Genomic DNA, 25,275 nt, shown 5'->3' with positions numbered 1-25,275 from the left:
TGAACTACCCCGACCCCAATGCGCGAGGAACTGGAGCTAACCATGTTTGGCTCCAGTTCCTCGCTTCTAGATCTGCCTGGCAATTCACCCAGTTGTGACGCCTGACTGGAGCTAACCATGCTTAGCTCCAGTTGCTCGCAGGCGCGGAATCTCCGGAATCTGTCAGGCAACTGGGCATAAGCATGCTTAGCTCCAGTTCGTTTGCATGAACGGCGGACACTCGACGCGCAATCGGACGACCAACTGGAGCTAAGCACGCTTAGCTCCAGTTGTCGGCCGTCCATACGAGGTGCGACTCTCCCAAAGCGTCATCAGAACGACTCGCGGGCCAGCATGCGCCGGCCCGCGAAACCGGAGGCTTGGATGAGGGCGATCGTCGTGAGCGCGGTGCAACGGCCGCCTCATCCCGCTAGGCTCGGTCACGAAGGGCTCGGAGCCGACTGAAGCCAGGTCTCTGCTCGCCGCAGGTGGCGCATTCGTAACGGGTGCCCAACTCACACGGAATTTCTTTGTCTTAAAGAAAGGGATTCCCAAGAGGGCCAGTCCCGAAAGAATCGGTAGAGGGAGGGAGGTTTGGAACGGATTCCTTCTGGACTGGCTCCCTTGGGATCCCTTCTCTAAGACAAAGAAATTCCGTGTGAGTTGGATGCCTGCCGGATGGTCACCTTGGACTCAGCCTGGCCGTTGCCCGCCCGGCGATCCTGACCGCACACTGATGAGCAATCGAGACACCGATCGGCACCAATTCAGCCGCGACTGCCAAGATGGTGCCGCGGCGAGATGATTCCATGCAATCCATTCTGGGCTCCGGCACCTATGACGACAGACAATTTGCGCCTGACGCGTGTCATCTGGGACGGCGTCGTGGGTGCGGCCTGACCAGGGGGCTCGTCCTCCGTAGATGGTGGCGGTGCCCGGCCGGCACCCCACGGCCGGGGCAGCGCTGCTCAGCCGATTCCGAGCATCATGCGGTTGGCCCCAGTGTCGATTGGGCCGCCTGCAAAGWCATCGAAGGCGCGGTCGGCCACGCRGATGMTGTGGCGCTTGATGAACTCCGCGCCTTCGCGGGCACCGTCCTCCGGGTGCTTGAGACAGCATTCCCATTCGAGCACCGCCCAGCCCGGGAAGTCGTAGGCCGCCAGCTTTGAGAAGATGGCGCCGAAGTCGACCTGGCCGTCGCCGAGCGAGCGGAAGCGTCCGGCGCGGTTGATCCACGACTGGAAGCCGCCGTAGACGCCCTGCTTGCCGGTCGGATTGAACTCGGCATCCTTCACGTGGAAAATCTTGATCCGCTCGTGATAGTGGTCGATGTAGGCCAGGTAGTCGAGCTGCTGCAGCACGAAATGGCTCGGGTCGTACAGCAGGCAGGCGCGCGGATGGTGGCCGACGCGCTCGAGGAACATCTCGTAGCTCACGCCGTCGTGCAGGTCTTCGCCGGGATGGATCTCGTAGCAGACGTCGACCCCGGCCTCGTCGAATCGGTCGAGGATCGGCTTCCAGCGCCGCGCCAGCTCGTCGAAGGCCTCCTCGATCAGGCCGGCCGGGCGCGGCGGCCAGGAGTACAGGTAGGGCCAGGCCAGCGCGCCCGAGAAGGTCGCGTGAGCCGTCAGGCCGAGGTGGGCCGAGGCCTGCGCCGCATCGTGCAGCTGCTGCACCGCCCATTGCTGCCGCCTGGCCGGGTCGCCGCGCACTTCGGGCGCGGCGAAGCCGTCGAAGCCCGCGTCATAGGCCGGATGCACGGCCACCAGCTGGCCCTGGAGGTGGGTCGACAGCTCGGTGATCTCGAGGCCGTGGCGGGCCAGCGTGCCCTTCACCTCGTCGCAGTAGGTCTTGCTCTCGGCCGCTTTCCGGAGGTCGAAGATGCGCGTGTCCCAGCTCGGTATCTGCACGCCCTTGTAGCCCAGACCCGCGGCCCAGCCGGCGATCGCGTCGAGGGAGTTGAAAGGCGCTGCGTCGCCCGCGAACTGGGCCAGGAAGATGGCGGGCCCCTGGATGGTCTTCATCGGCTGTCTCCTGCGTTGGTCGCGATGATGATGCCACTGCGCGAGCTGTCCGACGTCGCGTCGCGGCCACGGCTGCCGTGCACGAAGGCTCGGATCGTTTCAGAATGAACGCCATGTCAACAGTGCGGTGCGCCCGCGCGTTGCCCATATGAAATGAATCAAACCGTTTCCGGTCGCCTGAAGATCGGCCTGTCGGCCTGCTTTTCCCACGCCGATCCCGGGCGCTCGCTGTTCACCAACAAGACCCTACAGTACGTGGAGCAATCGATCGCGCACTGGCTGATGTCGGCCGGCGCGATGGTCGTGATGGTGCCCTGCCCGACGGGGGAGACCGCGCGCGGCGACACCAAGCTGTCGCACTATGCCGAGTGGCTGGATGGCGTCGTGATGCACGGCGGCGCCGATGTCTGGCCCGGAAGCTATGGCGAGGTGCCGCTCAAGKACGCCTGGATCGGCGACCGCATCCGCGACCTCTACGACCTGGCGCTGGTCGAGGCCTTCGAGCAGGCCGGCAAGCCGATCTYCGGGGTCTGCCGCGGCCTCCAGCTGATCAACGTGGCCTTCGGCGGCACCCTCTACCAGGATATCGAGGTACAGCACCCGAGCGGCCTGCGGCACCGCGACGCCGAGACCTACGACCAGAACTTCCACGAGATCAGTATCACGCCCGGGTCGAGGCTCTCGATGCTCTACCCCGGGATGGAGCGAGCGCGCGTCAACAGCATCCACCACCAGGGCGTGAAGGCGCTCGCGCCCGGCTTTGAGATTGATGCCTGGAGCATCCCCGACCGCATCCCCGAGGCCATCCGCCGCAAAGCCGACCGCGGCCGCAGCTACATCGCCGCCACCCAGTGGCATCCCGAGTTTCACACCTACGGCGCGAGCGACACGGTCGACGACACGGCGATCCTGCAAGACTTTCTCTGGGCCTGCGCGACCGCCAAGGTGAGCCCGAGGGGGCCGCTGCGCAGCGCACCGGGCCGCATCCGCAACCGTGCGGCACGGCTGCTGCGGCAGGCGTTGCTGATGCGTTGAAGCGGACTCCGGCGCGCCGATCCGGTCAGCAGCAGCCGAAGCGCCCTTCGCGATAGAAGGGCGCCAGGTCCTCGGCCAGTGCCCTTGCCGTGGCCAGCCAAGCGGCCGGCGCGCCGTCCGACGCCAGCGCGGCGCGCATGCGGGCCAGCAACTCGGCGTTCAGGGCTACCTCGTCGATGCCCTGCACGCGGCCGCCGTCGACCACCCGACGACCGCCAACGAACACCTGAGCGACGTGCGCGCCCTTTGCACGAGCCAGTAGCAAGTCCAGCGGGTCGATGTCCGGGAACAGGCTGTCGTTGTCCAGCGCGTCCCAGTCCAGCACGATCAGGTCGGCGGCTTCGCCGGGCTCGATGCGGCCGCCACGCGCATCGCCGCCGCGCACTGCACTCGGACCATGGCGCGCCGCGAAGTCCCAGAGCTGGCCGCGGGTCATCGTCGTGTCGAAGCCCCAGCCGCGGTGCAGCGCATGGGCCAGCCGCATCTCGCGCAGCGCATCGTCGTCGTCGTCGAAGGCGCCGCCGTCCAGGCCCATCGCGATGCGGCAGCCCTGCTTCAGCATCTCGGGCACCGGCGCGATGCCGGACCTCAGGCCGAGGTTCGAGCTGGTGTTGACCGCGAGGGTGACGCCTCTTTCGGCCAGCAGGGCCAGCTCGTCGGGACGCGCCCAGGCGCAATGCGCGAGCGTGAGCCTGGGACTCAGCAGGCCGATGTCGTCGAGGAAACGAATGATGCCGTCGGGGTGCTCCTGGTCTGCCCATTGCCGCTGGTAGCGCGTCTCGAGGCAGTGCATGTGGACCGGCCTGCCGGTGTCCGCCGACGCGGCTGCAATCGCCGCCATCAGCGGCCTGCTGCACCATTGCACCGCGGTCGGTCCGTATTGCACCGTGACATGCTCTTCCAGGCCGGCTTCGCGCACCCTGTCGGCGACCTCGTCGACCAGCGCCAGTTGTTGTGCCGGCGATACCGGCCTGACCGAAAGCCGGCCGGCGACCGCATCGCGGATGCCCGGCCGCAGCGCCTTCAGCACGTGTGCATCCTCGCAGTAGCCGAGCCCCTGGCGGTCGCGTATCGCGACCGCGAAACCGATGCGCACGCCGACGTCGCGCGCCGCGCGCGCCACCGCGAGCGCCTCGTCCGCATAGTTCATGCCGCCCTGCACGCGCGTGTAGTGGACCATCAGGTTGGCGACGCCGTGCCGCACCGATCGAGCGAAAGAGGTCGCCGCGCAGAGGTACGGGTCCATCCCCGGCAGCACGCCCTGGAACGGCAGCCAGCTTTCGAGCGGGTGGCCGTAGGCGCCGAGGGTCGCGGTGCGGAAGGTGCGTGCGTGGTCGTGCGCATTCGAAAGCGCGGGCAGCACGAGCCGGCGCGGGCCCGGCACCGGGCGATCGAGCGGCGTTATGGCACCGATGCGATCGCCCTCGATCGTGATGCGCTGAGCGGAGCGCGCCGCTTCGGCGCCCGGGTCCGCCAACAGCCAGGCGCAGTCCAGCGAACTGGCGGCGCCCGGCATCACTTGCTCTGGTTGCGGACGTTGCTGACGCCGGCGTCCACCGTGCCGAACACGGTGATGCCGCTGCTGCCCGTGGCGCTGGCGCCGTTGCTGCCGGAAGCGCCGTTCGAGGCGCAGCCTGCCAGGCAGAGCGTGGCGGCGAAGGCCGCCGCAAGAAGTGTCTTCATGCGTATCTCCTCATGCACGCAGGTGCTTGCCGACGATGCCGGCCAGCTCGAACATCGTCACCTGATCCTTGCCGAACACCGGCTTCAGCTTGGCGTCGGCGTTGATCGCGCGCTTGTTCGCCGCGTCCTGCAGGCCGTTGGCCTTGATGTAGTCCCACAGCTTCTTGATGACCTCGGTGCGCGCCACCGGTTCGGCGCCGATCAMCGCGGCCAGCGCGTCGCTGGGCTTGAGCCCGGCGCCCACCTTGCGCGGCGCTTTCGGCGCGGCGGCCTTCTTGGCGGCCGGCTTCTTCGCTGCCGGAGTCTTGGTCACCGCCTTCTTCGCGGTGGCCGGTGCTGCCTTGGCAAAGGTCTTGCGCGGCGGGAACTTGCTGGTCCGCGGCTCGAACTCGAAGGTTACCTTGCCTTCTTCCTTGTTCCACGCCAGGAAGGCCTTGAAGGCGCGGCGCGTGCGCATCGAGACGAACTTGTCGAGCAGGTCGGTCTTGCCGGTGGCCAGCAGCTTTTCGATCTGGGCCCGTTCGACCGGCTGCTGCAGAATGATTTTGCCGGTCTTGAAGGTGCAGCTCGGCGTCGGCTGCGTGGTGGTCGGTACCGACTTCTCGCAGACGTAGTTGCTGCCGTGCTCGAACACCGGCGCGCCGCAGACCGGGCACGGGCCCACGGTGTCCTGCTGGCTGAAGTCGACGATCTCGCCGGTGTCGCCGTTCTTGTCGTCGCCGAAGTCGAACTCGAGCTTCCAGTTCTTCGCTTCCTCGTCGAACTTGAGAATGATCTCGGAAGTGAAGGGCCAGCCGGCCTTCGAGCGGAAGCCTTCCAGCGGGCCGATGTGCTTGTCGTGCAGCAGCACCTCGGCCTCGGCCACCTCGAAGGTGCGGCCGGCCGGCGACTTGCCGAACGAGAAGCCGCAGGGTTCTTGGCCAGGCTTGCCGGTGCAGCTGTAGCGCCGGTAGTTCTCCTTCACCACGCCGCCGCAGTTCGGGCACGGCGTCGCCAATGTCGCGTAGTCGCCCGGCACCGTGTCGCGGTCGTACTCCTTCGCCTTGCGCACGATGTGCTCGGTCATCTCGGCGATCTCGGCCATGAAGGCCGCGCGGCTGAGCTTGCCGTGCTCCATCTGCGCCAGCTTGTATTCCCACTCGCCGGTGAGCTCGGCCTTGGACAGTTCCTCGACGCCGAGCCCGCGCAGCAGCGTCATCAGCTGGAAGGCCTTGGCGGTCGGGATCAGTTCGCGGCCTTCGCGCAGGATGTACTTCTCGGCCAGCAGCCCTTCGATGATGGCCGCGCGCGTGGCGGGTGTGCCGAGGCCCTTCTCCTGCATTGCCTCGCGCAGTTCGTCGTCGTCGATGGTCTTGCCCGCGCCTTCCATGGCGCCGAGCAGCGTGGCTTCGGAGTAGCGCGCCGGCGGCCGGGTCTTCAGGCCCTTGAGGTCGACCGCTTCGGCCTTCACCACCTCGCCGGGCTTGACCGGCACCAGCCGCTTGCCGTCCTTGTCGTCTTCCTTCTCGTCGTCCTCGGCCTCCTTGCCCCAGATCGCGAGCCAGCCGGCCTTCACGAGCACCTTGCCGTCGGTGCGGAACGGGTACTTCTTGCCACCCTGCTCCACCGTGCTGATGCGCGTCGTGACCTGGTATTCGGCGCTCGGGAAGAACACCGACATGAAGCGCCGGACCACGAAGTCATAGAGCTTCTGCTCGGCATCCGACAGGCCGCTGGGGGCCTGCAAGGTCGGGATGATCGCAAAGTGATCGCTGACCTTGGCGTTGTCGAAGATGCGCTTCGACGGCTTCACGTAGTTGTTGTCGACCGCCTGCCGGGCGAAGGGCGCGAGGTGCTTCATGCCGCTGTTGGCGAGCATCTTCATCGTGTCCTTGACCACCGGCAGGTAGTCCTCGGGCAGCGCGCGCGAGTCGGTCCGCGGGTAGGTCAGCGCCTTGTGGCGCTCGTAGAGGCTCTGCGCCAGCGCCAGCGTGGTCTTGGCGCTGAAGCCGAAGCGGCCGTTGGCCTCGCGCTGCAGCGAGGTCAGGTCGAACAGCAGCGGCGAGGCGCTGGTGGTGGGCTTGCTCTCTTCGGTGACGGTGGCCGGCTTGCCGCGGGCGGCATCGGCGATCTCGCGCGCCTCGCGCTCGTTCCAGACCCGGTCGGCGCGCTGCTCGGGGTCGGGCACGCCGTCGGGGCCGGGCGGTGGCTTCTTCCAGTTCGGGTCGAACCACTTGCCTGGGTAGGCGCCGGCCTCGGCCAGGAAGCTGCCGTGCACTTCCCAGTAGTCCCGGCTCACGAACTTGCGGATCTTCTCCTCGCGCTCGACCACCACCGACAGCGTGGGCGTCTGGACCCGGCCGACGGTGGTCAGGAAGAAGCCGCCATCGCGCGAATTGAAGGCGGTCATGGCGCGCGTGCCGTTGATGCCGACCAGCCAGTCGGCCTCGGAGCGCGAGCGCGCGGCGTCGGCCAGGCCCTGCATCTGCTGCTCGCTGCGCAACTGGTCAAAGCCGTCGCGGATCGCCTGCGGCGTCATAGACTGCAGCCACAGGCGCTTGACCGGCTTGCCCAGCGGCGCCTTGCCGCCGGCGTACTGCTCGATCAGGCGGAAGATCAACTCGCCTTCGCGGCCCGCGTCACAGGCGTTGACGAGTTGCGTCACGTCCTTGCGCTTGGCCTGCTTGACCACGGCGTTGAGCCGGGTCTTGGTCTTGTCGACCGGCTTCAGGTCGAAGTGCGGCGGAATCACCGGCAGGTTGGCGAAGCTCCACTTGCCGCGCTTGACGTCGAACTCCTCGGGCGCCTGGATCTCCACCAGGTGGCCGACGGCACTGGTCACGACGTACTTGTCGTTCTCGAAGTGCTCGTCGTGCTTGTCGAACTTGCCGGCCACCGGCGTCAGCGCGCGCACGATGTCCTGGGCCACCGACGGCTTCTCTGCAATCACCAAAGTTTTCATCAACGAATCCTATTCATCCTGTTCTGTCCATCGCAAAGACCAGTGAGAGGCCGGCGCCGGGCCGCCCCAAGGCGGCCTGCGCCCCCTCGGGGGGCAGCGACCACACGAAGTGGGGAGCGTGGGGGCGACATCCTTACAATCTGGCGCTTCTCGCGTGYGTACGCGCACGCGCATGCGTACATTTCAAACTAACAGACTTCGGCGATGCCTTCCAAATCTCCCATTTCCGGCGGCCGCCGAATCCAGACGCGGCGCTCCAGCGTCCATGGCAACGGCGTCTTCGCCGTGCAGGATATTGCAGAAGGCGAGACGCTCATCGAGTACAAGGGCGAGGTAATCTCGTGGAAGGAGGCGCTGCGCCGGCACCCGCACGACCCGGCCCAGCCCAACCACACCTTCTACTTCCACATCGACGACGACCGCGTGATTGACGGCAACGTCAAGGGCAATGCGGCCCGCTGGATCAACCATTCGTGCGATCCGAGCTGCGAGGCCGACGAGCAGGACGGCCGGATCTTCATCAAGGCCTTGCGCAACATCGCCGCCGGCGAGGAGTTGAGCTACGACTACGGCCTGGTCATCGACGAACCCTACACCGACAAGCTGTTGTCTGAATTCCCGTGCTGGTGCGGCTCGGCGGACTGCCGGGGCACGCTGCTGGCACCGAAGGACGATGACGGCGACAAGAAGAAAAAGAAGAGCAAGAAGAAGAACAAGAAGAAATCCGGCAAGAAGGCTGACAAGAAGAGCGCCAAGGCCGAGAAGTCCGAGAAGCGCTGAGCAACATGGCCGCCCCCTGGTTCGAGGACGAGATCGCGCAGGGCCTGCAGCCGTTGCTGCCCGGCCTGCGGGTCGAGGTGCTGGCCGAGATCGACTCCACCAACAGCGAGCTGATGCGCCGTGCGCGCGATGGCCGCAGCGCGCCGGTGCTGCTGGTGGCCGAGCGCCAGACGGCCGGCCGCGGCCGGCTGGGCCGATCCTGGCAGAGCGCGCAGGAGGCCGGGGAGCCGGCGTCGCTGACCTTCTCGCTGGGCCTGTCGCTGGCGCCGCGGGACTGGTCCGGCCTGTCGCTGGCGGTCGGCGTCAGCGTGGCCGAGAGCCTGGACCCGTCCCAGGCCGCCGGGCTGAAGCTCAAGTGGCCCAATGACCTGTGGCGGCAGGAGCGCAAGCTCGTCGGCATCCTGATCGAGACCGCCCTGCTCCAGCCGGACGTCGTCGAGCGCTACCTGGTGATCGGGATCGGCATCAACATCGGGCCGCGCGAAGCCCAGGGGATGAGCACGCCGCCGGCCTGGCTGAAGGAATGGCTTCCGGAGGCGACGCCGGGCGAGGTGCTGCGCGAGATCGCCGCGCCGCTGGTGCGCGACGTGCAGCTCTTCAACGAGAGCGGCTTTGTGCCTTTCGCGGCCCGTTTTGCCGAGCGCGACGTCCTGCGTGGCCGCGACGTCCTGCTCAGCGACGGCAGCGAAGGGCATTGCGAGGGCGTGGGCTGGGGCGGCGAGCTGCTGGTCCGCACCGCCGCCGGCGTCCAACTGATCAGCAGCTCCGAAGTCAGTGTTCGCCCTCAGGGCGTTCCGCGATGATGCTGCGCTGGGTCGTCGTCGCACTCCTGATCGCCAACCTGGGCTATTTCGTCTGGACCCGCGGCGGCCTCGCCCTCTTCGGCGCCGAGCCGGCCCGCTTCAGCGAGACCGAGCCGCAGCGCCTGCAGCAGCAGGTCCGGCCGGAGATGCTGCAGATCCGGCCGAACCCGCCGGCGAAGCCCTAGCCTAGCCGGACCCTGCCCCCGCCCCTGCCTTGGCGTGGGGGCTGGCATCGATCCTCATGCTCACCAGCGTCCCCGGTGGCTGCTGGCCCAGGTGCGCGTCCTCCAGCCGGACCGTCGCGAAGTGCTGGCGCGCGATCTCGCGCACGATCGGCAGCCCCAGTCCGGAGCCGTCGGCCTCGTTGCCCAGCACCCGGTAGAAAGGCTGGAACACCAATTCGCGATCGTGCTCGGCGATGCCCGGGCCGTTGTCCTCGACCTGCAGCACCAGGACGTGGCCGAAGGGATCGGCCAGCACCCGCGCCGTGATCACGCCGGGCCGTTCGGGCACCGAGGGCGTGTAGTTGATCGCGTTGTCGACCAGGTTGCGCACCAGCTCCTTCAGCAGCGTCGGATTGCCGTCGAACACCACCCCGGGCGAGCCCGCCTCGGCGCCCTCGTAGCCGAGGTCGATGCGCTTGTCGATCGCCCGCGGCACGGCCTCGCGCACCACCTCGATCGTCAGCCGGGCAAGGTCGCAGGGCTGGCGGCCGATGTTGGTGCCGCTGCCCTCGGCGCGGGCCAGCGACAGCAGCTGGTTGACCGTGTGCGTGGCGCGCACGCTGGCGCGGCCGATCTGCTTGAGCGACTTCTTGAGTTCCTCGGCGTTGGCACCTTCGCGCTGCGCCAGGTCGGCCTGCATGCGCAGGCCCGCCAGCGGCGTCTTGAGCTGATGCGCCGCGTCGGCCAGAAAGCGCTTCTGCGTGCCGATCGAGTCGCTGAGCTTGTTCAGCAACTCGTTGACCGACTGCACCAGCGGCACCACCTCGAGCGGCACCGAGGATTCGTCCAGCGGGCTCAGGTCGCCGGGCTTGCGTTCGCGGATCCGCGCCTCGACCACCGACAGCGGCTTGATGCCGCGCACCAGCGCCAGCCAGATCAGCAGCACGGCCAGCGGCAGGATCGCGAACTGCGGCAGCAGCACGCCCTTGATGATCTCGGTCGCCAGCACCGACTGCTTCTCGCGCGTCTCGGCCACCTGCAGCAGCGCCAGCGGCGCATCGGGCGTGCTGCCGGCGACCCATAGCGAAGCGATCCGGACCTGCCGGCCGTGCATCTGGCCGTCGCGCAGGTAGACGACGCCGGGCACCGGCGGATCGTCCGTGCCCGGGAAAGGCACCTCGCGCTCGCCGCTCAGCAGCGTGCCGTGGCCGTCGAGCAGCTGGTAGTAGACCTGGTCGACTTCGTCGCTGCCGAGGATCTCGCGCGCCGGCTGCGGCAGCACGAACTTGATTTGGCCGTTGTCCGTGTCGACCAGCCGGGCCAGCGTCTGGATGTTGGATTCGAGTGCCCGGTCGAAGGGCGCATTGGCGATGCCCTGCGCCACCAGCCAGGTCACGCCGATGCTGACCGGAACCAGCAGCAGCAGCGGCGTGAGCATCCAGTCGAGGATTTCGCCGAACAGGGAGCGCTGGGCGCGCTGGAAGAGTTTGACCAAGCGAGGGGCGAGCCGGTGCGAGGCCGGCTAGGAAGGAATCTTCTCGAGGCAGTAGCCGAGTCCGCGCACCGTGGCGATGCGCACCGGCCCCTTCTCGATCTTCTTGCGCAGCCGATGGATGTAGACCTCGATCGCGTTGAGGCTGACCTCCTCGCCCCATTCGCACAGGCGCTCGACCAGCTGGTCCTTGCTGACCAGGCGCCCGGCGCGCTGCAGCAGGACCTCGAGCAGACCCAGTTCGCGGGCTGACAGTTCGATCATCTTGCCGTCGATGGTCGCCACCCGGCCCGCCTGGTCGTAGACCAGCGGGCCATGCTTGATCGCGTTGCTGGTGCTGCCCATGCCGCGCCGCGTGAGGGCCCGCACGCGGGCTTCGAGCTCCTGCAGCGAGAAGGGCTTGGCCATGTAGTCGTCGGCCCCGTAGTCCAGGCCCTTGACCCGTTCCTCGACGCTGTCGGCCGCGGTCAGCACCAGCACCGGCAGCTGCGAGCCGCGGGCTCGCAAGCGCTTGAGGATTTCGAGGCCGTGCAGGTTGGGCAGGCCGAGGTCGAGGATCAGCAGGTCGAATTCGCTGTTGGTCATCAGCGCGGCATCGGCCTGCGAGCCGGTCGCCACGTGGTCGACCGCCGCGCCCGAGGTGCGCAGGCTGCGCAGCAGGGCGTCGGCCAGCACCTGGTCGTCTTCTGCAATCAGTATTCGCATGGTGCCTTGCCTCCAGACAGCTTCGAATTCTAGGCCGCTGTATAGGCTTCGAGTCCGATGGTTACCACGGTGGCGATCTCGCTGCCGACGCTGGCGCGGAACTCGTCCTCGGCCTGCGCCACGGCGTTGCGGAAAGCCTCGAGCCAGGCCAGGCCGTCGGTGGTGAACAGCACCCGCCGCGCCCGCGCATCGAGCGGGTCAGGCTCGCGCGTGACCAGGCCCCAGGCCTCGCACTGGTCGACCAGCGTGCCCATCGCCTGCTTGGTCATGCCGGCGCGCTCGGCCAACTCGGTCAGCCGCGAGCCCTCGCGCGCCAGGTGCCGCGTGATGTGGATGTGGGCGGCGCTCACCTGCGCGCGGGCGGCCAGGTTCGACAGTGCCAGCGGCACCTCGGGGTCGTGCGCCATCAGTGCCAGCACGCGCTCGTCGAAGCGGCGCATCGCATGGCCCAGCAGACGCCCCAGGTGGGTCTGGCGCCAGGCGTCGGAGGGGATTTCCATGGGGCCAAATGGTAAGGCAAACTGACCAAAAAATGCCGAACTCGATCTGTATCAGCCGCTACACTACTGTTCAAGCATCCAGCCTGTGGTTAAAAGCAGCAGGATGAATTTCCTGCAACCCGTTGATATTCAAGGAGTTTCCCCAAATGGACGCACTCGTCAAAGGCACCAGCATCTCGGTCCCCAACAGCGAAAAGGCCAAGGCCCTGCAGGCCGCCCTGGCCCAGATCGAAAAGCAGTTCGGCAAGGGCACCATCATGCGGCTGGGCGAGGGCGAGGCCCTTGAAGACATCCAGGTGGTCTCCACCGGCTCGCTGGGCCTGGACATCGCGCTCGGCGTCGGCGGCCTGCCGCGCGGCCGGGTGATCGAAATCTACGGTCCTGAATCCTCCGGCAAGACCACGCTCACGCTGCAGGTCATCGCCGAGATGCAGCGCCAGGCCGGCACCTGCGCCTTCGTCGATGCCGAGCACGCGCTCGACGTCCAGTACGCCCAGAAGCTTGGCGTCAACCTGTCCGACCTGCTCATCAGCCAGCCCGACACCGGCGAGCAAGCGCTCGAGATCGTCGATTCGCTGGTGCGCTCCGGCGCGGTCGACCTGATCGTGGTCGACTCGGTCGCCGCGCTCACGCCCAAGGCCGAAATCGAAGGCGAAATGGGCGATTCACTGCCCGGCCTCCAGGCCCGCCTGATGAGCCAGGCGCTGCGCAAGCTCACCGCCACCATCAAGAAGACCAACTGCATGGTCATCTTCATCAACCAGATCCGCATGAAGATCGGTGTCATGTTCGGCTCGCCCGAAACCACCACCGGCGGCAATGCGCTCAAGTTCTACGCCTCGGTGCGGCTCGACATCCGCCGCATCGGCACCATCAAGAAGGGCGACGAGGCCATCGGCAACGAGACCAAGGTCAAGGTGGTCAAGAACAAGGTGTCGCCGCCGTTCAAGACGGCCGAGTTCGACATCCTGTTCGGCGAGGGCATCAGCCGCGAGGGCGAGATCATCGACATGGGGGTCAATGCCAAGATCGTCGACAAGTCGGGCGCCTGGTATGCCTACAACGGCGAGAAGATCGGCCAGGGCCGCGACAACGCACGCGAGTTCCTGCGCGAGAACCCCGATCTGTCGCGCGAGATCGAGAACAAGGTGCGCGAGTCGCTGGGCATTCCGCTCCTGGCTGAGGCGGTCGAGAACGCCAATGCTGCAGCGGTCGAGAAGGCCGACAAGCCCGAGAAGGCCGACAAGGCCGACAAGAAGTAATCCGGCGCGCCATGGCCTTTAGTGCGCCGTCGCTCAAGGGGCGCGCCCTGCGCCTCTTGAGCCAGCGCGAGCATTCGCGCGCCGAACTCGAGCGCAAGCTCAAGAAGTACGAGGAAGAGGCCGGCACCCTGGCCCGCGCCCTCGACGAACTGACGGCCAAGGATTTCATCAGCGAGGCGAGGGTGGTGCAGTCGGTGCTGCACCAGCGCGCGTCCCGCATGGGCGCCGCCCGGGTCCGGCAAGAGCTGCTGCACAAGGGCATCGCGCCCGAGGCGGTGGCCGAAGCGGTGGCGGGGCTGCAGGGCAGTGAATACGACCGCGCCCTCGAGGTCTGGACGCGCCGCTTCGGCGAACTGCCGAAAGACGCGACCGAACGTGCCCGCCAAGTGCGATTCCTGATGGCGCGGGGATTCGCCAGTGGTGTCGTCGCCAAGGTCCTGCGCCACGACCCGGAAGAGTAGGGCGGCGCAGCCCGGGGGCGAGCTACAGCCGCAGCATCAGCTTGAGGTTCTGCACCGCGGCGCCGCTCGCGCCCTTGCCCAGGTTGTCTAGCCGCGCAATCACCACTGCATGCCGGTGGTCCTCGTTCGGGAACACGCGGATCTCCAACAGGTTGGTGTCGTTGAGCGCCAGCGCATCGATCTTGCCGTCCGGCGTCGGCGGCAGCACCTTCACGAACTTCTCCGGCGTGTTGCTTTTCGCGTAGTGCGCGGCCAGTGCGTCGTGCAGGTGGGCGGCGCTCGGGCGGTCGGGCAGGTCGTCCAGGTGCAGCGGCAACTGCACCAGCATGCCCTGCTTGAAGTTGCCCACCGAGGGGATGAAGACCGGCCGGCGCGTGAGCCCGGTGTACTTCATGATCTCGGGGATGTGCTTGTGCTTGAGCCCCAGCGCGTAGGTCTCGAACAGCGGCGCCTCGCCCTTTTCGTAGGCCTCGATCATGGTCCGGCCGCCGCCCGAATAGCCGCTGACCGAGGGCAGGGCGATCGGGAAGTCCGGTGGCAGCAGCCCGGCGTCGACCAGCGGGCGGACGATTGCGATGGCGCCGGTGGCGTAGCAGCCGGGGTTGGCGACGCGCTCGGCCCGGGCGACCGCGTCGGCGTGGCCCGCCACGAGTTCCGGGAAGCCGAACACCCAGCCGGCCGCCGTGCGGTGCGCGGTCGAGGCGTCGATGATCTTCGGGCGGCGGCCCTGGAGCTGATCGATCAGCGCCACCGATTCGCGTGCCGCGTCGTCATGCAGGCAGAGCACGACCAGGTCGACGCCGGCCATCAGCTCGCGCTTGGCGGCGACGTCCTTGCGCCGCTCGGGCGCGATGCTCACGAGTTCGATATGCGGCATCGTCTGGAGCCGCTCGCGGATCTGGAGACCGGTGGTTCCGGCCTCGCCATCGATGAAGACCTTGGRCATATGCAAGCCTCGTGTGCCTTGGGAGTAAATACGTATTGACCACAAATCAGGGTCAATTGTTGGTGCGGCGCACCATGATACAGTCCCCTGCTGTCCGCCGCCCCCGCCCTCAAGGCGCCGTGGCCCGTGGGCAACAACCACCTTCTCCGTTCTCCAAACCCCGTTCCGAGAGACACCCTCATGAAGATTCACGAGTACCAAGGCAAGGAAATTCTTGCCAAGTTCGGCGTGCCCGTACCCCGCGGCATCCCGGCGTACACAGTTCAGGAGGCGGTCGAGGCCGCCCAGAAGCTCGGCGGCCCGGTCTGGGTCGTCAAGGCCCAGATCCACGCGGGCGGCCGCGGCAAGGGCGGGGGCGTCAAGGTCGCCAAGTCGATCGAGGACGTCAAGAAGCTGGCCGGCGAGATCCTCGGAATGCAGCTCAAGACTCACCAGACCGGCCCCGAAGGCCAGAAGGTCCGTCGCCTCTACATCGAGGACGGCGCCGACATCCAGAAGGAATACTATGTCTCGGTCGTGACCGACCGCGCGACGCAGAAGGTGGCCTTCATCGCTTCCAGCGAAGGCGGCATGGACATCGAGGAAGTGGCCCACTCCTCGCCCGAGAAGATCGTCACCGAGTTCGTCGACCCGCTGACCGGCCTCGGCGACGCGCAGGCCAAGAAGATTGCCGACGCGATCGGCATCCCGGCCGACTCCACGCCCCAAGCCGTGGACGTCTTCAAGAAGCTCTACACCTGCTACATGCAGACGGATGCCTCGCTGGTCGAGATCAACCCGCTCAACCGCGACGGCAAGGGCAACATCGTCGCCCTCGACGCCAAGTTCAACTTCGACAGCAACGCGCTGTTCCGCCACCCTGAGATCGTGGCCCTGCGCGACCTCGACGAAGAAGATGCGGCCGAAGTCGAAGCCAGCAAGTTCGACCTCGCCTACATCAGCCTCGACGGCAACATCGGCTGCCTGGTGAACGGCGCCGGCCTGGCGATGGCCACCATGGACACCATCAAGCTGTTCGGCGGCGAGCCGGCCAACTTCCTCGACGTCGGCGGCGGCGCCACCCCCGAGAAGGTGACCGAAGCCTTCAAGATCATGCTGAAGAACAAGAATGTCGAGGCCATCCTAGTCAACATCTTCGGCGGCATCATGAAGTGCGACACCATCGCCACCGGCGTGATCGCAGCCTGCAAGGCGGTGAACCTGCAAGTGCCGCTGGTCGTGCGCATGAAGGGCACCAACGAAGTCGAAGGCAAGAAGCTCCTCGCCGATTCGGGCCTCCCGATCATTAGCGCCGACACGATGGCCGAAGCGGCTCAACAAGTGGTTGCGGCCGTCGCCAAGTAAGGAACAAGTCATGTCGATCTACATCAACAAAGACACCAAAGTCATCACGCAAGGCATCACCGGCAAGACCGGCCAGTTCCACACCGAGAAGTGCCAGGAATACGCGAACGGCAAGAACTGCTTCGTGGCCGGCGTGAATCCGAAGAAGGCCGGCGAGTCGATCTTCAACATCCCGATCTACGCCTCGGTCAAGGAAGCGGCTTCGGAAACCGGCGCCACGGTGTCGGTGATCTACGTGCCGCCGGCCGGCGCTGGCGCCGCCATCTGGGAAGCCGTCGAGGCCGACCTCGACATGGCGATCTGCATCACCGAGGGCATCCCGGTTCGCGACATGCTCGAAGTGCGCAACAAGATGCGCGCCAAGGAAGCCGCGGGCGGCAAGAAGACGCTGCTGCTGGGCCCGAACTGCCCCGGCCTGATCACGCCCGACGAGATCAAGATCGGCATCATGCCCGGCCACATCCATCGCAAGGGCCGCATCGGCGTGGTCAGCCGCTCCGGCACCCTGACCTATGAAGCCGTGGCCCAGCTCACCGAGATCGGCCTCGGCCAGTCGTCGGCGGTCGGCATCGGCGGCGACCCGATCAACGGCCTGAAGCACATCGACGTGATGAAGGCCTTCAACGACGATCCCGACACCGACGCGGTCATCATGATCGGCGAGATCGGCGGACCCGACGAGGCCGACGCAGCCCGCTGGTGCAAGGAGAACATGAAGAAGCCGATTGTCGGTTTCATCGCCGGCGTCACGGCGCCTCCGGGCAAGCGCATGGGCCACGCCGGCGCGCTGATCTCGGGTGGTGCCGACACGGCCGATGCCAAGCTGGCCATCATGGAAGAGAGCGGTTTCACGGTCACGCGCAACTTCTCGGAGCTCGCGAAGCGCCTCAAGGCACTCCTGTAACCAGCCTCGTTTTCTCGCTCGACCACACAAGAGAAGGGCGCCCGCAACCAGGTTGCGGGCGCCTTTTCAATCAATAACAGTGGAATAAAGAGACATGGAATTCCTTCAAACCACGGACTTCTGGATCGGTCTGCTCAAGATCGTCTGGATCAACATCATTCTCTCGGGCGACAACGCGGTCGTGATCGCGATGGCCGCCCGCTCGCTGCCGCCCCAGCAGCAGCGCACGGCCGTGCTGTTCGGCTCCGGTGCGGCGGTGGTGCTGCGGATCCTCCTGACGGTGGTCGCGGCCAAGCTGCTGGCGCTGCCCTATCTGCAGATCATCGGCGGCTTGCTGCTGCTCTGGATCGGCACCCAGTTGCTCAGCGGCGAGGAGGAGGGCGAGGGCGAGGACAAGGAGTACGGCAGCATGCTGGCCGCGGTTCGCACCATCCTGCTGGCCGACCTGGTCATGAGCCTGGACAACGTGATCGCGGTCGCCGCGGCTGCGCAGGGCAGCATGGTGCTACTGATCCTCGGCCTGGCGATCAGCATCCCGCTGGTGATCTTCGGCAGCACCCTGATGATCAAGCTGATGGAGCGCTTCCCGATCATCGTAATGCTCGGCGCGGCGCTGATTGGCTGGGTGGCCGGCGAAACCATCGCCAGCGATACCATCCTGCGCGATATGCTCACGGCCAATCCGTGGCTGCACTATGCTGCCGCGGCGGCCGGCGCGGCGTTCGTGTTGGCAGTCGGAAAATGGCTGCAAAAGCGATCTCACGCCGCCGGCTGAGAAGCAGCAAGCAGCCCACCAACCTCTGAGACATGGCGAATCCCGGCACTTCAGTTTCCAGCGATCCCGGCGTGCTGACCTGGGAATTCGCCGCGCTCACCGATCCGGGTCGGGTCCGCGCCAACAACGAGGACACGATCGCCTTCGAGCCCTCGCTCGGGCTGGTGCTGCTGGCCGACGGCATGGGCGGCTACAACGGCGGCGAGGTCGCCAGCGGCATGGCAATTGCGCTGCTGCAGGCCAGTTTCGGCCGCTGGCTCGCGCATGCCGGGCCGCAGGCGCACCCGAGGGCGGTCAAACGCGCCCTGCAGGCCGGCATCGACGAGGCCAACGCGGCCATTCTCGAAGCCGGCATCGCCAACGTGCAGCTCCAGGGCATGGGGACCACCCTGGTTCTGGCCGCCTTCGGGCCGCAGCGAGCCATCGTCGGCCACATCGGCGACTCGCGCTGCTACCGCCTGCGGGGCGACAAGCTCGAACTACTCACGCGCGACCATTCGCTGATGCAGGAGCAGCTCGACGCCGGCGCCATCACGCCGGAGCAGGCCGTCCAGTCGCCGCATCGCAACCTGGTGACCCGGGCGCTCGGCATCGAGCGCCATGTCGACCTCGAGATGCACGAGCACGGCGTGATGCCCGGCGACCTGTTCCTGCTGTGCTCGGACGGGTTGTCCGAGATGGTGTCGAGCGAGCAGATTTTCACGATTTTGTTACAAAGCGACGACTTGCCGGAGAAAGCAACACTTTTGGTTGCAACTGCGAACGACAATGGCGGCAGGGATAACATTTCGGTTGTCCTGGCCCGGGCGGGTGGGACCAAGGCCCCCGGGGCGACCGGCCAGTGATGGTTTCGAAGCCTGCGCTGCAGGAGCCCCGCGGTGAACAAGATAACGAGATCCAGGAGTCGGCCATGCCGAAATTGATCGTGTCGATCGACGGCGTCGTGATCAAGGACGTCACGCTCGCCAAGGACCGGACCACGCTGGGGCGTCGGCCCTACAACGACATAGTGGTCGACAATCTCGCGATCAGCGGCGAGCATGCCGTGCTGCATATGATCGGCAGCGATGTCTACCTGGAAGATCTCAACAGCACCAACGGCACCTACGTCAATGGCCGCGCCATCAAGAAGCAGGCGCTCGAGCAGAACGACGTCATCGAGGTCGGCAAGTACAAGATCCGCTACTTGGCAGGCAACACCGCGGCGACCGCGAGCCTGATCCCGGTCCGGTCCGTGGAGCCGCCTTCGGGGCCGGTTTCGCTGTCGACCGAACCCACGGTGCAGTCGCCGCTCGGCGGCGGCACGGCCGGTGCGGCGGTCATGCGGGTGCTTTCCGGCTCCGCGGCCGGGCGAGAGCTCTCGCTGCAGAAGGTCGTCACCACCATCGGCAAGCCCGGCCTGGCGGTCGCCGCGGTCACGCGCCGGCTGCACGGCTACGTGGTGGCGCCGATCGACGGCGAGACGCAACTCAACGGCGAGCCGCTCGCCGGCGAGGCCGTGGCGCTGCAGGATGGCGACGTGCTCGAACTCGGCGGCACGCGGATGCAGTTCGTCATCAGCTGACCGCGTTCTGAGTCTCCTGCTCCCCCGGAGGCCGGGGCGATGAATGTGCTGCGGCGCCTGGCCCCCCGCGTCGCGATCACGCTGCTGCCCGTGTTGCTGGCCCTGGTGCATGTGCTGGGTGGCTGGCAGCTGCCTTTTCTCGACCGGCTCGACCGCTTCATCTACGACGTGCGGCTGCGTGCGACCCTGCCGGGCACGCTCGACCCGCCATCGTCATCGTCGACATCGATGACCCGAGCCTGCAACGGCTCGGGCAATGGCCCTGGGGCCGCGACCAGCTGGCCCGGCTCACCATCGAGATCATGGAGCGCCAGCAGGCCCGGGTGCTCGGGTTCGACGTGCTGTTCGTCGAGCCCGATGCCAGTGTCGGGGCTCGAGACGCTGAGCCAGCTCACCGGGCCCTTCTAGGACCGGGTCGCCTTCGCCCAGGAGATCGAGCGGCTCGCGCCCCTGCTCGACCGCGATGCCGCCTTCGCGAAGACGCTCGCCGGCTGGCGGGTGGTCTTTGGTTTCTATTTCACCCAGACGGCGGAGCCCCGCGCCAAGGGCCGGTTGCCGACCCCGGTGCTGCCGGCCGGCACCTTCCCCGCGGGCCGGGCGTACACGACGCGCTGGAACGGATTCGACGGCAGCATTCCGCTGCTGGCCGAGGCGGCGCCTGCCGGCGGCTTCCTGAACGTGGTGCTCGACGGCAGCGTGGATGGCGTCGTGCGCTCGGTACCGCTGATCGCTCGCTACGAAGGGAACAGCGCGCAGTCCGGTTACTACGAATCGCTGGCGCTGATGGTCCACCGCCTGGCGCTCGACTCCGGGGACCTCGCGTCGGTGCTGGCCCCGGCCGGGCCGCGAGCCAGTCCGCCGCCTCTGGAGGCGCTGAGCGTGTCGGCCGGGGACAAGCGCCTGCGCAGGCCAGCGTGCTGGTGCCGCCCCGCGGCGCGTCGCGTTGGCGCCCGCCGAACTGAAGGACAAGATCGTGCTCGTCGGCTCGACCGCGCCGGGTCTGCAGGATCTGCGGTCGACCCCGGTCGGGGCCGACTTCCCGGAGTCGAAGTGCTTGCTAACATCGTCTCTGGGCTCCTGGATTCAAGGATCCGGCAGTTCCCGACTATGCGCTGGGCTACGAACTGGTCATTTTGCTAGCGGCCGGCTTGGCGCTGGCCTTCGGCCTCTCGCTGCGCGCCGCGCGCGGTCGGGGTCGCATTACTGATCTGCGCGGTGCTGATCGGCCTCAACAGCACTCTCTACCGCCGGCTTGGTGCTGCCGCTGGCCGCTTCCCTGGTCATGGTCGCGCTGTACTACGTGCTGAACATGAGTGGGGGCTACTTCATCCCGAAAACAAGGAACTCACCGTGATGTTCTGCGACATTTGCGGCTTCACGCGGCTGGCCGAGCAGATGGCGCCGGCCGACTTGCAGGCCTTCCTGAACATCTTCTTCAGCAGGCTGAGCGAGATCATCAGCGCCCACCGCGGCACGGTCCAAGTACATGGGCGACTGCGTGATGGTCTTCTGGGGCGCTCCGGTTGAAGCATGCCGAGCATGCCGAACTGGCCGTCCGGGCGGCCGTCGAGATGGTCGCTGCGCTGCAGGAACTGAACGACAGGCAGCAGCCGGGCGGGCTGCCGCGGATCCAGGTCGGCATCGGCATCAACACCGGCGTGATGAGCGTCGGCGACATGGGCTCGGCCGTGCGCCGCAGCTACACCGTGGTCGGCGTTGCGGTCAACCTGGCGTCGCGGTTCGAAGGCCTGGGCGTGCACTACGGGTTCGAGATCGTCGTCAGCGCGGCGACCCAGCGCACGGCGTCCGGCTTCGTCTGGCGGGAGCTCAACACGGTGCTCCAGGGAAAGGAACGGACGGTGCGGATCTTTACGCCCGTTGCGAGGATCCAAGATGCCAGCGCGGCGCTCCGGGCCGAGCTTCAGCGCTGGGATGGAGTGCTTTCCGCTTATCGCCGACAGGATTGGTTACAAGGACAGGCTATGCTGGCGCCCCTAGTCGCCGCGGATGCCAAAAAAGTCCTTTACCAGCTGTGCGCGCAGCGTTTAGCCTCGATGTTATTGCAGTCCGAGGACCCTTAGTGGGACGGCGCAACCCGGTTCGATTCGAAGTAGCGGCCTGCGGGCTGGAAAGTCATAAGGTCTCGCGAAATGCAGGTGCGTGTATTGGGGTGCTCAGGTGCCATCGCCAAGGACTGCCGCACGACCTCCTTCCTGGTCGATAGCGATCTGCTGGTCGATGCCGGTACCGGCGTCGGCGATCTCACCCTGGACGAGATGGCCGCGATCGACGATGTGGTGCTGACGCATTCGCACCTCGATCACGTCGCCGCCCTGCCGCTGATGCTCGACACGGTCGCCGGCCTCCGCACCCGGCCGCTGCGCGTGCATGCGCTGCGCGCGACCATCGAGGCGCTGCGCGCCCATGTGTTCAACAACGTCATCTGGCCCGATTTTGCGAGCATCCCGAGCCGGGAGGCGCCGTTCGTGAGCTTCCATGACCTGGTCGTCGGCCAGGAGCTGCAGTTGGGGACCCGGGCGCTGAAGCATGTCGAGGTGTTGCCGGCCGTGCACGCGGTGCCGGCCTGCGGCTTCGCGGTGCGCTGCGCGCAGGGCGGGGCAAACTGGGTGTTCAGCGGCGACACCGAACGTAACGCGCCCTTCTGGAACCGCGTGAACCAGATCGACGTCGCAATCCTGGTGATCGAGACCGCGTTCAGCAACCGGGAGCAGGCGCTGGCGCGACGCAGCCTTCACCTGTCGCCGGCAACGCTGGCGGACGAACTGGCGCAGATTGCGCCGGGGCGCAACTACCCGATCTACATCACCCATACCAAGCCGGCCGAGACGGAAGAGATCATGAGCCAGATCGACGCCATCTCGGACAGCTCGCGCATGGCCAGCGGCGGCCGTGCCGCCTGGGACATTCGCTGGCTGCAGGCGGACGAAGTGCTGCAGATCTGATTTGCTACCTATGTGTTGCATTTTCTCTCGCATCAGAAATAATGTAACGCATGGATAGCAAAACCGCCGCACCAATCTCTTCGCTGTCCGAGGTCGGCGCGACCATTCGCAGCGCGCGCCGCCGCAAGAAGCTTTCCCAGGCCGCATTGGGCGAGCGTGCCGGCCTTTCGCGCATGCCGGTTTACCGGCTCGAGGCCGGAAAAGATATCTCCCTGGCCTCGCTGCTCGCCATGCTCGCGCCGCTCGGCCTGGCGCTGAGCCTGGATCCGCGCGAGCCCGGCCCGCTGCGCGCGGCCGACTTGGCGCGGGCCTTCGCTCACCTGCAAGAGCCCGACGAAGCATGACGGCGCTGCCCGAAAAACTGCGGGACCTGCAGCTCGCCGTCGATGGCCAGTCACAGGCCCTGCTCACCAAGCAATCGATCTATTCGCTGGTCTATGAAGCGGAGGCGCGCCACCAGGTCGGCCTGGGCCTTCCGATCGCCGACCGCGTGTTCCAGGACGGCGACCTTTTTGCCGCCCTCGACATGAACCTTCCCGAGGGCTATTTGTTCGAGCGCATCCTGGCGCGTTACGGCAAGTTCCAGGTCAGCAAGATGCACCTGCTGGCCTTGATGGGCGCCGGAGCCATCGGCCGCGTGGCGTACCAGATGCCCGGCGAAGCGCCGCTGGGCGCGGCGGCCGCCGGCCTGGTTTCGCGAGACGACCTGCTTGCCGGCGGGCGCAGCGAAGCCTTGTTCGAGGAGCTGGTCGACGCCTTCATGGGCCCGGGCACCGGTCTGGCCGGCGTCCAGCCCAAGATCATGGTGCCGGTGGCGGATAAGGCTGTTGTGCCCGGCCCCAACGTCATCGTCAAGGCCGAGGGGCCGCGCTACCCCGGCCTCAGCGCCAACGAGTGGCTGTGCCTCGAGGCCGCGCGCCACGCCGGCCTGCCGGTTCCGCGCGCCGACCTCTCGGCCGACGGCAAGCTGCTGGTGCTCGACCGCTTCGACATCCGGCCCGACGGCAGCCGCTTCGGCTTCGAGGACATCGCGGCGGTCATGCAACTGCGCGTGCGGGAGCGACTGTCCAGCCGCAAGTACATCGGCAGCTACGAAGACGTGGCCACGGCGCTGCGCCTGGTGTGCAGCGAACCTGCACCGGCCTTGCACCAGTTCTTCAAGTTGCTGGTGCTGACCGTGCTGGTGCGCAACGGCGACGCCCACCTCAAGAATTTCGCCGTGCTGTACGACGACGACCGGGTCTGGCCCAGCCCGGTGTACGACCAGGTGAGCACCGTGCTCTATACCTATGAGCGGCCGGGCGGCATCGAAACCGTCGACCACACCCTGGCGCTCAAGTGGCGGCGAGGCGGCCGCAGCGGCGACAAATCCCCGGCCCGCAGCTACCCGAACCGGGCCGAGCTCGAGGCCTTCGGCCGCGATGTCTGCGGCGTCCATCATCCGGGCGCGGTGATCGAGCACAGCTGCGAGGCGATGAGCGCCGCCCTGGCCCGACCGCATCCGGCGGTGCCGTTGGCGCTGCTGGAGCGCATGGTGCAGGTGTGGGATGGGTCGCGGGCATGGATGCGGGTGGACCGGGCGAGGGGGGCGTCGGCCCCGGAACCGCGGGTATGACGAGGCTTGGCAGGGATGTGACAAAAATGTCAATTTCCGTCGACGAGTTGCAACAGTTTTCGTCACATGTTGTAACTAGAACGTGAACAACTGCACGGAAAAAGCGGCCTGGGACGCGCGAACCCGGGGTGGCACAGATGCTGCGGTTAGATGAGCGCACCGAGGGCCCGCCTCGGGCTCTCTAAACCAACCTGGAGTGAGTAAATGAACCGTCGTTCCGTCGCACGAAACGTGCAAAAGGGTTTCACCCTGATTGAGTTGATGATCGTCGTGGCGATCATTGGTATCTTGGCTGCTGTGGCGCTGCCGGCGTATCAGGATTACACGATCCGTGCAAAGGTCTCTGAAGGCATTCTGGCGGCGTCGGCTTGCCGGACCAGCATTACCGAAACGGTTCAGAGTACTGCGAGTACCGCGCTTCCGGGCGCCGATAAGTGGGGTTGCGAACAGACTACTGCTGGGTCTGGGACCAAATATGTGGGCACCATCAATACGACCGATAAGGGCCAAATTGTCATTACCTTGTCCGCAGCTGCCGACCTTGGCGGTGCGGCGAGCACTATCATCAATCTGACGCCCTACGTCTCGGATACAACCGCACTGGCGAATACCGACGTGGGCAAGACCGTGTTCAAGTGGGTTTGCGGTCCTGCCGCGGCCACTGGCACGCCGGTGAAGTACCTGCCGGGTTCGTGCCGCGGCTGATAGCGACTTCTTGGCCTTCGCTCTCCGGGATTTTTGGAGAGTCGATTGGGGCAAAAGCGGAAGCGGCGCGTTTTTTGGACGCGCCGCTTTTTCCTTTTTGGGGCGGCCATCGCCGTCAGCCTGAAACGGGAGTGAATGTGCGAGAACGGTTAATTGCCTTCGCAAGTGTTGTGCTTCCAGTGGCATTCCTGCTTCCCAACCACTACCCGCCGTGGGGAACCTTTCACTCCGACTTGGTGGCAGGGGTCGCACTGATTCCCTTGATGCTCTGGGCGCTGTGGCAGCGCGGACCGCTGCCCGTACTGGCAATCGGCATCGGCATGTTGTCATTGGTGCCCTTGATTCAAGTTGCTTCCGGACAGATGAATTTCGCCGGCGACGGCTGGTTGGCTTGGCTCTACCTGATGGGATTTTCGTTCGCGGTGCTTGCCGGCGCGCGTTTCGCCCAAACGGGCCTGGGCGGCTCGTATTCACTGAATCGGCTTCAATCCATGTGGGTGGGCCTCGTGGTCGCGGCCCTGATTTCGGTGGGAATCGCGATTCATCAGTGGCTGGACCTGCAGCTTCTGGGTCTCTTTATCATCGAGCTGAAACCCGGTGATCGGCCTTTCGCGAATCTTTCCCAACCCA

General features: G+C 66.5%; 28 protein-coding genes. 20 read left to right on the top strand and 8 right to left on the bottom strand.

The window, feature by feature from the left end; translation table 11 throughout:
• Window positions 1-947 precede the first annotated feature (947 nt).
• On the bottom strand, window positions 948-2,003 hold the full coding sequence (locus AC1DY5_RS07715) for a sugar phosphate isomerase/epimerase family protein (protein ID WP_478110388.1): 1,056 nt from the start codon (window positions 2,001-2,003) through the stop codon (window positions 948-950).
• Between the two features lie 153 nt (window positions 2,004-2,156).
• On the opposite strand from AC1DY5_RS07715, the gene AC1DY5_RS07710 reads away from it, so the two are divergent.
• Complete coding sequence (locus AC1DY5_RS07710; RefSeq protein ID WP_478110386.1) at window positions 2,157-3,038, top strand: gamma-glutamyl-gamma-aminobutyrate hydrolase family protein; 882 nt, start codon at window positions 2,157-2,159, stop codon at window positions 3,036-3,038.
• A 25-nt stretch (window positions 3,039-3,063) separates the two neighbouring features.
• Here AC1DY5_RS07710 and AC1DY5_RS07705 read toward each other — a convergent pair whose 3' ends face one another.
• The 3 genes from AC1DY5_RS07705 to AC1DY5_RS07695 are packed head-to-tail and all read right to left on the bottom strand — an operon-like array spanning window position 3,064 to window position 7,662.
• Window positions 3,064-4,554, bottom strand: a complete 1,491-nt coding sequence (locus AC1DY5_RS07705; protein ID WP_478110384.1) for an amidohydrolase family protein — start codon at window positions 4,552-4,554, stop codon at window positions 3,064-3,066.
• Window positions 4,554-4,721: a hypothetical protein gene (locus AC1DY5_RS07700; protein ID WP_478110382.1), complete on the bottom strand. Its 168-nt coding sequence runs from the start codon at window positions 4,719-4,721 to the stop codon at window positions 4,554-4,556. Before AC1DY5_RS07700 ends, AC1DY5_RS07705 begins: the two co-directional genes overlap by 1 nt.
• A gap of 10 nt (window positions 4,722-4,731) precedes the next feature.
• The gene (locus AC1DY5_RS07695) at window positions 4,732-7,662 is read right to left on the bottom strand and encodes a DNA topoisomerase III (RefSeq protein ID WP_478110380.1); all 2,931 of its coding nucleotides are present in this window, start codon (window positions 7,660-7,662) and stop codon (window positions 4,732-4,734) included.
• Between the two features lie 204 nt (window positions 7,663-7,866).
• Here AC1DY5_RS07695 and AC1DY5_RS07690 point away from each other — a divergent pair, with 204 nt between their 5' ends.
• The 3 genes from AC1DY5_RS07690 to AC1DY5_RS07680 are packed head-to-tail and all read left to right on the top strand — an operon-like array spanning window position 7,867 to window position 9,430.
• A complete protein-coding gene (locus AC1DY5_RS07690; RefSeq protein ID WP_478110378.1) occupies window positions 7,867-8,442 on the top strand; it encodes an SET domain-containing protein in 576 nt (191 codons plus the stop codon).
• A gap of 5 nt (window positions 8,443-8,447) precedes the next feature.
• Window positions 8,448-9,245 carry a biotin--[acetyl-CoA-carboxylase] ligase gene (locus AC1DY5_RS07685; RefSeq protein ID WP_478110377.1) on the top strand — a complete coding sequence of 266 codons (798 nt, stop codon included), beginning with the start codon at window positions 8,448-8,450 and terminating at the stop codon, window positions 9,243-9,245.
• Window positions 9,242-9,430, top strand: coding sequence for a sporulation protein (locus AC1DY5_RS07680; protein ID WP_478110376.1), 189 nt, complete (start codon window positions 9,242-9,244; stop codon window positions 9,428-9,430). The genes AC1DY5_RS07685 and AC1DY5_RS07680 overlap by 4 nt, the downstream gene beginning before the upstream one ends.
• 1 nt (window position 9,431) lies before the next feature.
• On the opposite strand, the gene AC1DY5_RS07675 is transcribed toward AC1DY5_RS07680, so the two are convergent.
• The 3 genes from AC1DY5_RS07675 to AC1DY5_RS07665 all read right to left on the bottom strand — a co-directional run bounded on the left by AC1DY5_RS07675 (window position 9,432) and on the right by AC1DY5_RS07665 (window position 12,106).
• A complete protein-coding gene (locus AC1DY5_RS07675) occupies window positions 9,432-10,847 on the bottom strand; it encodes a sensor histidine kinase N-terminal domain-containing protein (RefSeq protein ID WP_478110394.1) in 1,416 nt (471 codons plus the stop codon).
• An 84-nt stretch (window positions 10,848-10,931) separates the two neighbouring features.
• Window positions 10,932-11,606 carry a response regulator gene (locus AC1DY5_RS07670; protein WP_478110373.1) on the bottom strand — a complete coding sequence of 225 codons (675 nt, stop codon included), beginning with the start codon at window positions 11,604-11,606 and terminating at the stop codon, window positions 10,932-10,934.
• Between the two features lie 29 nt (window positions 11,607-11,635).
• Entirely contained in the window at window positions 11,636-12,106 is a 471-nt protein-coding gene (locus tag AC1DY5_RS07665; RefSeq protein ID WP_478110369.1) for a MarR family winged helix-turn-helix transcriptional regulator, read from the bottom strand.
• A 146-nt stretch (window positions 12,107-12,252) separates the two neighbouring features.
• Between AC1DY5_RS07665 and recA the strand changes: the two genes are divergently transcribed.
• Both recA and recX read left to right on the top strand, forming a co-directional pair.
• Window positions 12,253-13,368 (top strand): recombinase RecA, encoded by a 1,116-nt coding sequence (recA, locus tag AC1DY5_RS07660; protein ID WP_478110366.1) that lies wholly within the window; start codon window positions 12,253-12,255, stop codon window positions 13,366-13,368.
• Window positions 13,369-13,379: 11 nt separating this feature from the next.
• Entirely contained in the window at window positions 13,380-13,829 is a 450-nt protein-coding gene (gene recX / locus AC1DY5_RS07655) for a recombination regulator RecX (RefSeq protein WP_478110363.1), read from the top strand.
• 22 nt (window positions 13,830-13,851) lie between these two features.
• Here the strand turns inward: recX and argC are convergent, their stop codons facing one another.
• Window positions 13,852-14,775: an N-acetyl-gamma-glutamyl-phosphate reductase gene (gene argC / locus AC1DY5_RS07650; RefSeq protein ID WP_478110362.1), complete on the bottom strand. Its 924-nt coding sequence runs from the start codon at window positions 14,773-14,775 to the stop codon at window positions 13,852-13,854.
• Between the two features lie 180 nt (window positions 14,776-14,955).
• On the opposite strand from argC, the gene sucC reads away from it, so the two are divergent.
• The 14 genes from sucC to AC1DY5_RS07580 form a co-directional block, all read left to right on the top strand.
• Window positions 14,956-16,119 carry an ADP-forming succinate--CoA ligase subunit beta gene (gene sucC / locus AC1DY5_RS07645; RefSeq protein WP_478110359.1) on the top strand — a complete coding sequence of 388 codons (1,164 nt, stop codon included), beginning with the start codon at window positions 14,956-14,958 and terminating at the stop codon, window positions 16,117-16,119.
• A 10-nt stretch (window positions 16,120-16,129) separates the two neighbouring features.
• Window positions 16,130-17,023, top strand: coding sequence for a succinate--CoA ligase subunit alpha (sucD, locus tag AC1DY5_RS07640; RefSeq protein ID WP_478110357.1), 894 nt, complete (start codon window positions 16,130-16,132; stop codon window positions 17,021-17,023).
• A 94-nt stretch (window positions 17,024-17,117) separates the two neighbouring features.
• Entirely contained in the window at window positions 17,118-17,798 is a 681-nt protein-coding gene (locus AC1DY5_RS07635) for a TerC family protein (RefSeq protein ID WP_478110355.1), read from the top strand.
• A gap of 32 nt (window positions 17,799-17,830) precedes the next feature.
• Window positions 17,831-18,643 carry a Stp1/IreP family PP2C-type Ser/Thr phosphatase gene (locus AC1DY5_RS07630; protein WP_478110352.1) on the top strand — a complete coding sequence of 271 codons (813 nt, stop codon included), beginning with the start codon at window positions 17,831-17,833 and terminating at the stop codon, window positions 18,641-18,643.
• A 65-nt stretch (window positions 18,644-18,708) separates the two neighbouring features.
• Window positions 18,709-19,362 (top strand): FHA domain-containing protein, encoded by a 654-nt coding sequence (locus tag AC1DY5_RS07625; RefSeq protein WP_478110350.1) that lies wholly within the window; start codon window positions 18,709-18,711, stop codon window positions 19,360-19,362.
• A gap of 122 nt (window positions 19,363-19,484) precedes the next feature.
• On the top strand, window positions 19,485-20,324 hold the full coding sequence (locus tag AC1DY5_RS07620; RefSeq protein WP_478110392.1) for a CHASE2 domain-containing protein: 840 nt from the start codon (window positions 19,485-19,487) through the stop codon (window positions 20,322-20,324).
• A gap of 11 nt (window positions 20,325-20,335) precedes the next feature.
• A complete protein-coding gene (locus tag AC1DY5_RS07615; protein WP_478110390.1) occupies window positions 20,336-20,569 on the top strand; it encodes a hypothetical protein in 234 nt (77 codons plus the stop codon).
• Between the two features lie 8 nt (window positions 20,570-20,577).
• Window positions 20,578-20,889: an adenylate/guanylate cyclase domain-containing protein gene (locus AC1DY5_RS07610; protein WP_478110347.1), complete on the top strand. Its 312-nt coding sequence runs from the start codon at window positions 20,578-20,580 to the stop codon at window positions 20,887-20,889.
• Window positions 20,886-21,443, top strand: a complete 558-nt coding sequence (locus tag AC1DY5_RS07605) for an adenylate/guanylate cyclase domain-containing protein (RefSeq protein WP_478110345.1) — start codon at window positions 20,886-20,888, stop codon at window positions 21,441-21,443. The genes AC1DY5_RS07610 and AC1DY5_RS07605 overlap by 4 nt, the downstream gene beginning before the upstream one ends.
• Before the next feature lie 69 nt (window positions 21,444-21,512).
• Window positions 21,513-22,325 (top strand): 3',5'-cyclic-nucleotide phosphodiesterase, encoded by an 813-nt coding sequence (locus AC1DY5_RS07600; protein ID WP_478110344.1) that lies wholly within the window; start codon window positions 21,513-21,515, stop codon window positions 22,323-22,325.
• Between the two features lie 50 nt (window positions 22,326-22,375).
• A complete protein-coding gene (locus tag AC1DY5_RS07595) occupies window positions 22,376-22,669 on the top strand; it encodes a helix-turn-helix domain-containing protein (protein WP_478110342.1) in 294 nt (97 codons plus the stop codon).
• Complete coding sequence (locus AC1DY5_RS07590; RefSeq protein ID WP_478110338.1) at window positions 22,666-23,940, top strand: type II toxin-antitoxin system HipA family toxin; 1,275 nt, start codon at window positions 22,666-22,668, stop codon at window positions 23,938-23,940. The genes AC1DY5_RS07595 and AC1DY5_RS07590 overlap by 4 nt, the downstream gene beginning before the upstream one ends.
• Before the next feature lie 204 nt (window positions 23,941-24,144).
• Window positions 24,145-24,645, top strand: coding sequence for a pilin (locus AC1DY5_RS07585; protein WP_478110336.1), 501 nt, complete (start codon window positions 24,145-24,147; stop codon window positions 24,643-24,645).
• The coding region (locus tag AC1DY5_RS07580) for a hypothetical protein (protein WP_478110334.1) at window positions 24,633-25,275 on the top strand (643 nt) is incomplete at its 3' end. The genes AC1DY5_RS07585 and AC1DY5_RS07580, both read left to right, overlap by 13 nt.

The organism is Variovorax sp. P4_D9, from assembly GCF_056401695.1.
The sequence above is the reverse complement of the archived record's forward strand: the minus strand, read 5'-3'. Positions and strand labels throughout refer to the sequence as shown.

Bases quoted from the DNA above. Each gene is read 5' to 3' on its own strand.
- AC1DY5_RS07705 (WP_478110384.1), bottom strand. From the start codon at position 4,554: ATGCCGGGCGCCGCCAGTTCGCTGGACTGCGCCTGGCTGTTGGCGGAC.
- AC1DY5_RS07700 (WP_478110382.1), bottom strand. From the start codon at position 4,721: ATGAAGACACTTCTTGCGGCGGCCTTCGCCGCCACGCTCTGCCTGGCA.
- AC1DY5_RS07690 (WP_478110378.1), top strand. From the start codon at position 7,867: ATGCCTTCCAAATCTCCCATTTCCGGCGGCCGCCGAATCCAGACGCGG.
- AC1DY5_RS07685 (WP_478110377.1), top strand. From the start codon at position 8,448: ATGGCCGCCCCCTGGTTCGAGGACGAGATCGCGCAGGGCCTGCAGCCG.
- AC1DY5_RS07680 (WP_478110376.1), top strand. From the start codon at position 9,242: ATGATGCTGCGCTGGGTCGTCGTCGCACTCCTGATCGCCAACCTGGGC.
- AC1DY5_RS07675 (WP_478110394.1), bottom strand. From the start codon at position 10,847: ATGCTCACGCCGCTGCTGCTGCTGGTTCCGGTCAGCATCGGCGTGACC.
- AC1DY5_RS07670 (WP_478110373.1), bottom strand. From the start codon at position 11,606: ATGCGAATACTGATTGCAGAAGACGACCAGGTGCTGGCCGACGCCCTG.
- AC1DY5_RS07665 (WP_478110369.1), bottom strand. From the start codon at position 12,106: ATGGAAATCCCCTCCGACGCCTGGCGCCAGACCCACCTGGGGCGTCTG.
- recA (WP_478110366.1), top strand. From the start codon at position 12,253: ATGGACGCACTCGTCAAAGGCACCAGCATCTCGGTCCCCAACAGCGAA.
- recX (WP_478110363.1), top strand. From the start codon at position 13,380: ATGGCCTTTAGTGCGCCGTCGCTCAAGGGGCGCGCCCTGCGCCTCTTG.
- sucC (WP_478110359.1), top strand. From the start codon at position 14,956: ATGAAGATTCACGAGTACCAAGGCAAGGAAATTCTTGCCAAGTTCGGC.
- sucD (WP_478110357.1), top strand. From the start codon at position 16,130: ATGTCGATCTACATCAACAAAGACACCAAAGTCATCACGCAAGGCATC.
- AC1DY5_RS07635 (WP_478110355.1), top strand. From the start codon at position 17,118: ATGGAATTCCTTCAAACCACGGACTTCTGGATCGGTCTGCTCAAGATC.
- AC1DY5_RS07630 (WP_478110352.1), top strand. From the start codon at position 17,831: ATGGCGAATCCCGGCACTTCAGTTTCCAGCGATCCCGGCGTGCTGACC.
- AC1DY5_RS07625 (WP_478110350.1), top strand. From the start codon at position 18,709: ATGCCGAAATTGATCGTGTCGATCGACGGCGTCGTGATCAAGGACGTC.
- AC1DY5_RS07600 (WP_478110344.1), top strand. From the start codon at position 21,513: ATGCAGGTGCGTGTATTGGGGTGCTCAGGTGCCATCGCCAAGGACTGC.
- AC1DY5_RS07595 (WP_478110342.1), top strand. From the start codon at position 22,376: ATGGATAGCAAAACCGCCGCACCAATCTCTTCGCTGTCCGAGGTCGGC.
- AC1DY5_RS07590 (WP_478110338.1), top strand. From the start codon at position 22,666: ATGACGGCGCTGCCCGAAAAACTGCGGGACCTGCAGCTCGCCGTCGAT.
- AC1DY5_RS07585 (WP_478110336.1), top strand. From the start codon at position 24,145: ATGAACCGTCGTTCCGTCGCACGAAACGTGCAAAAGGGTTTCACCCTG.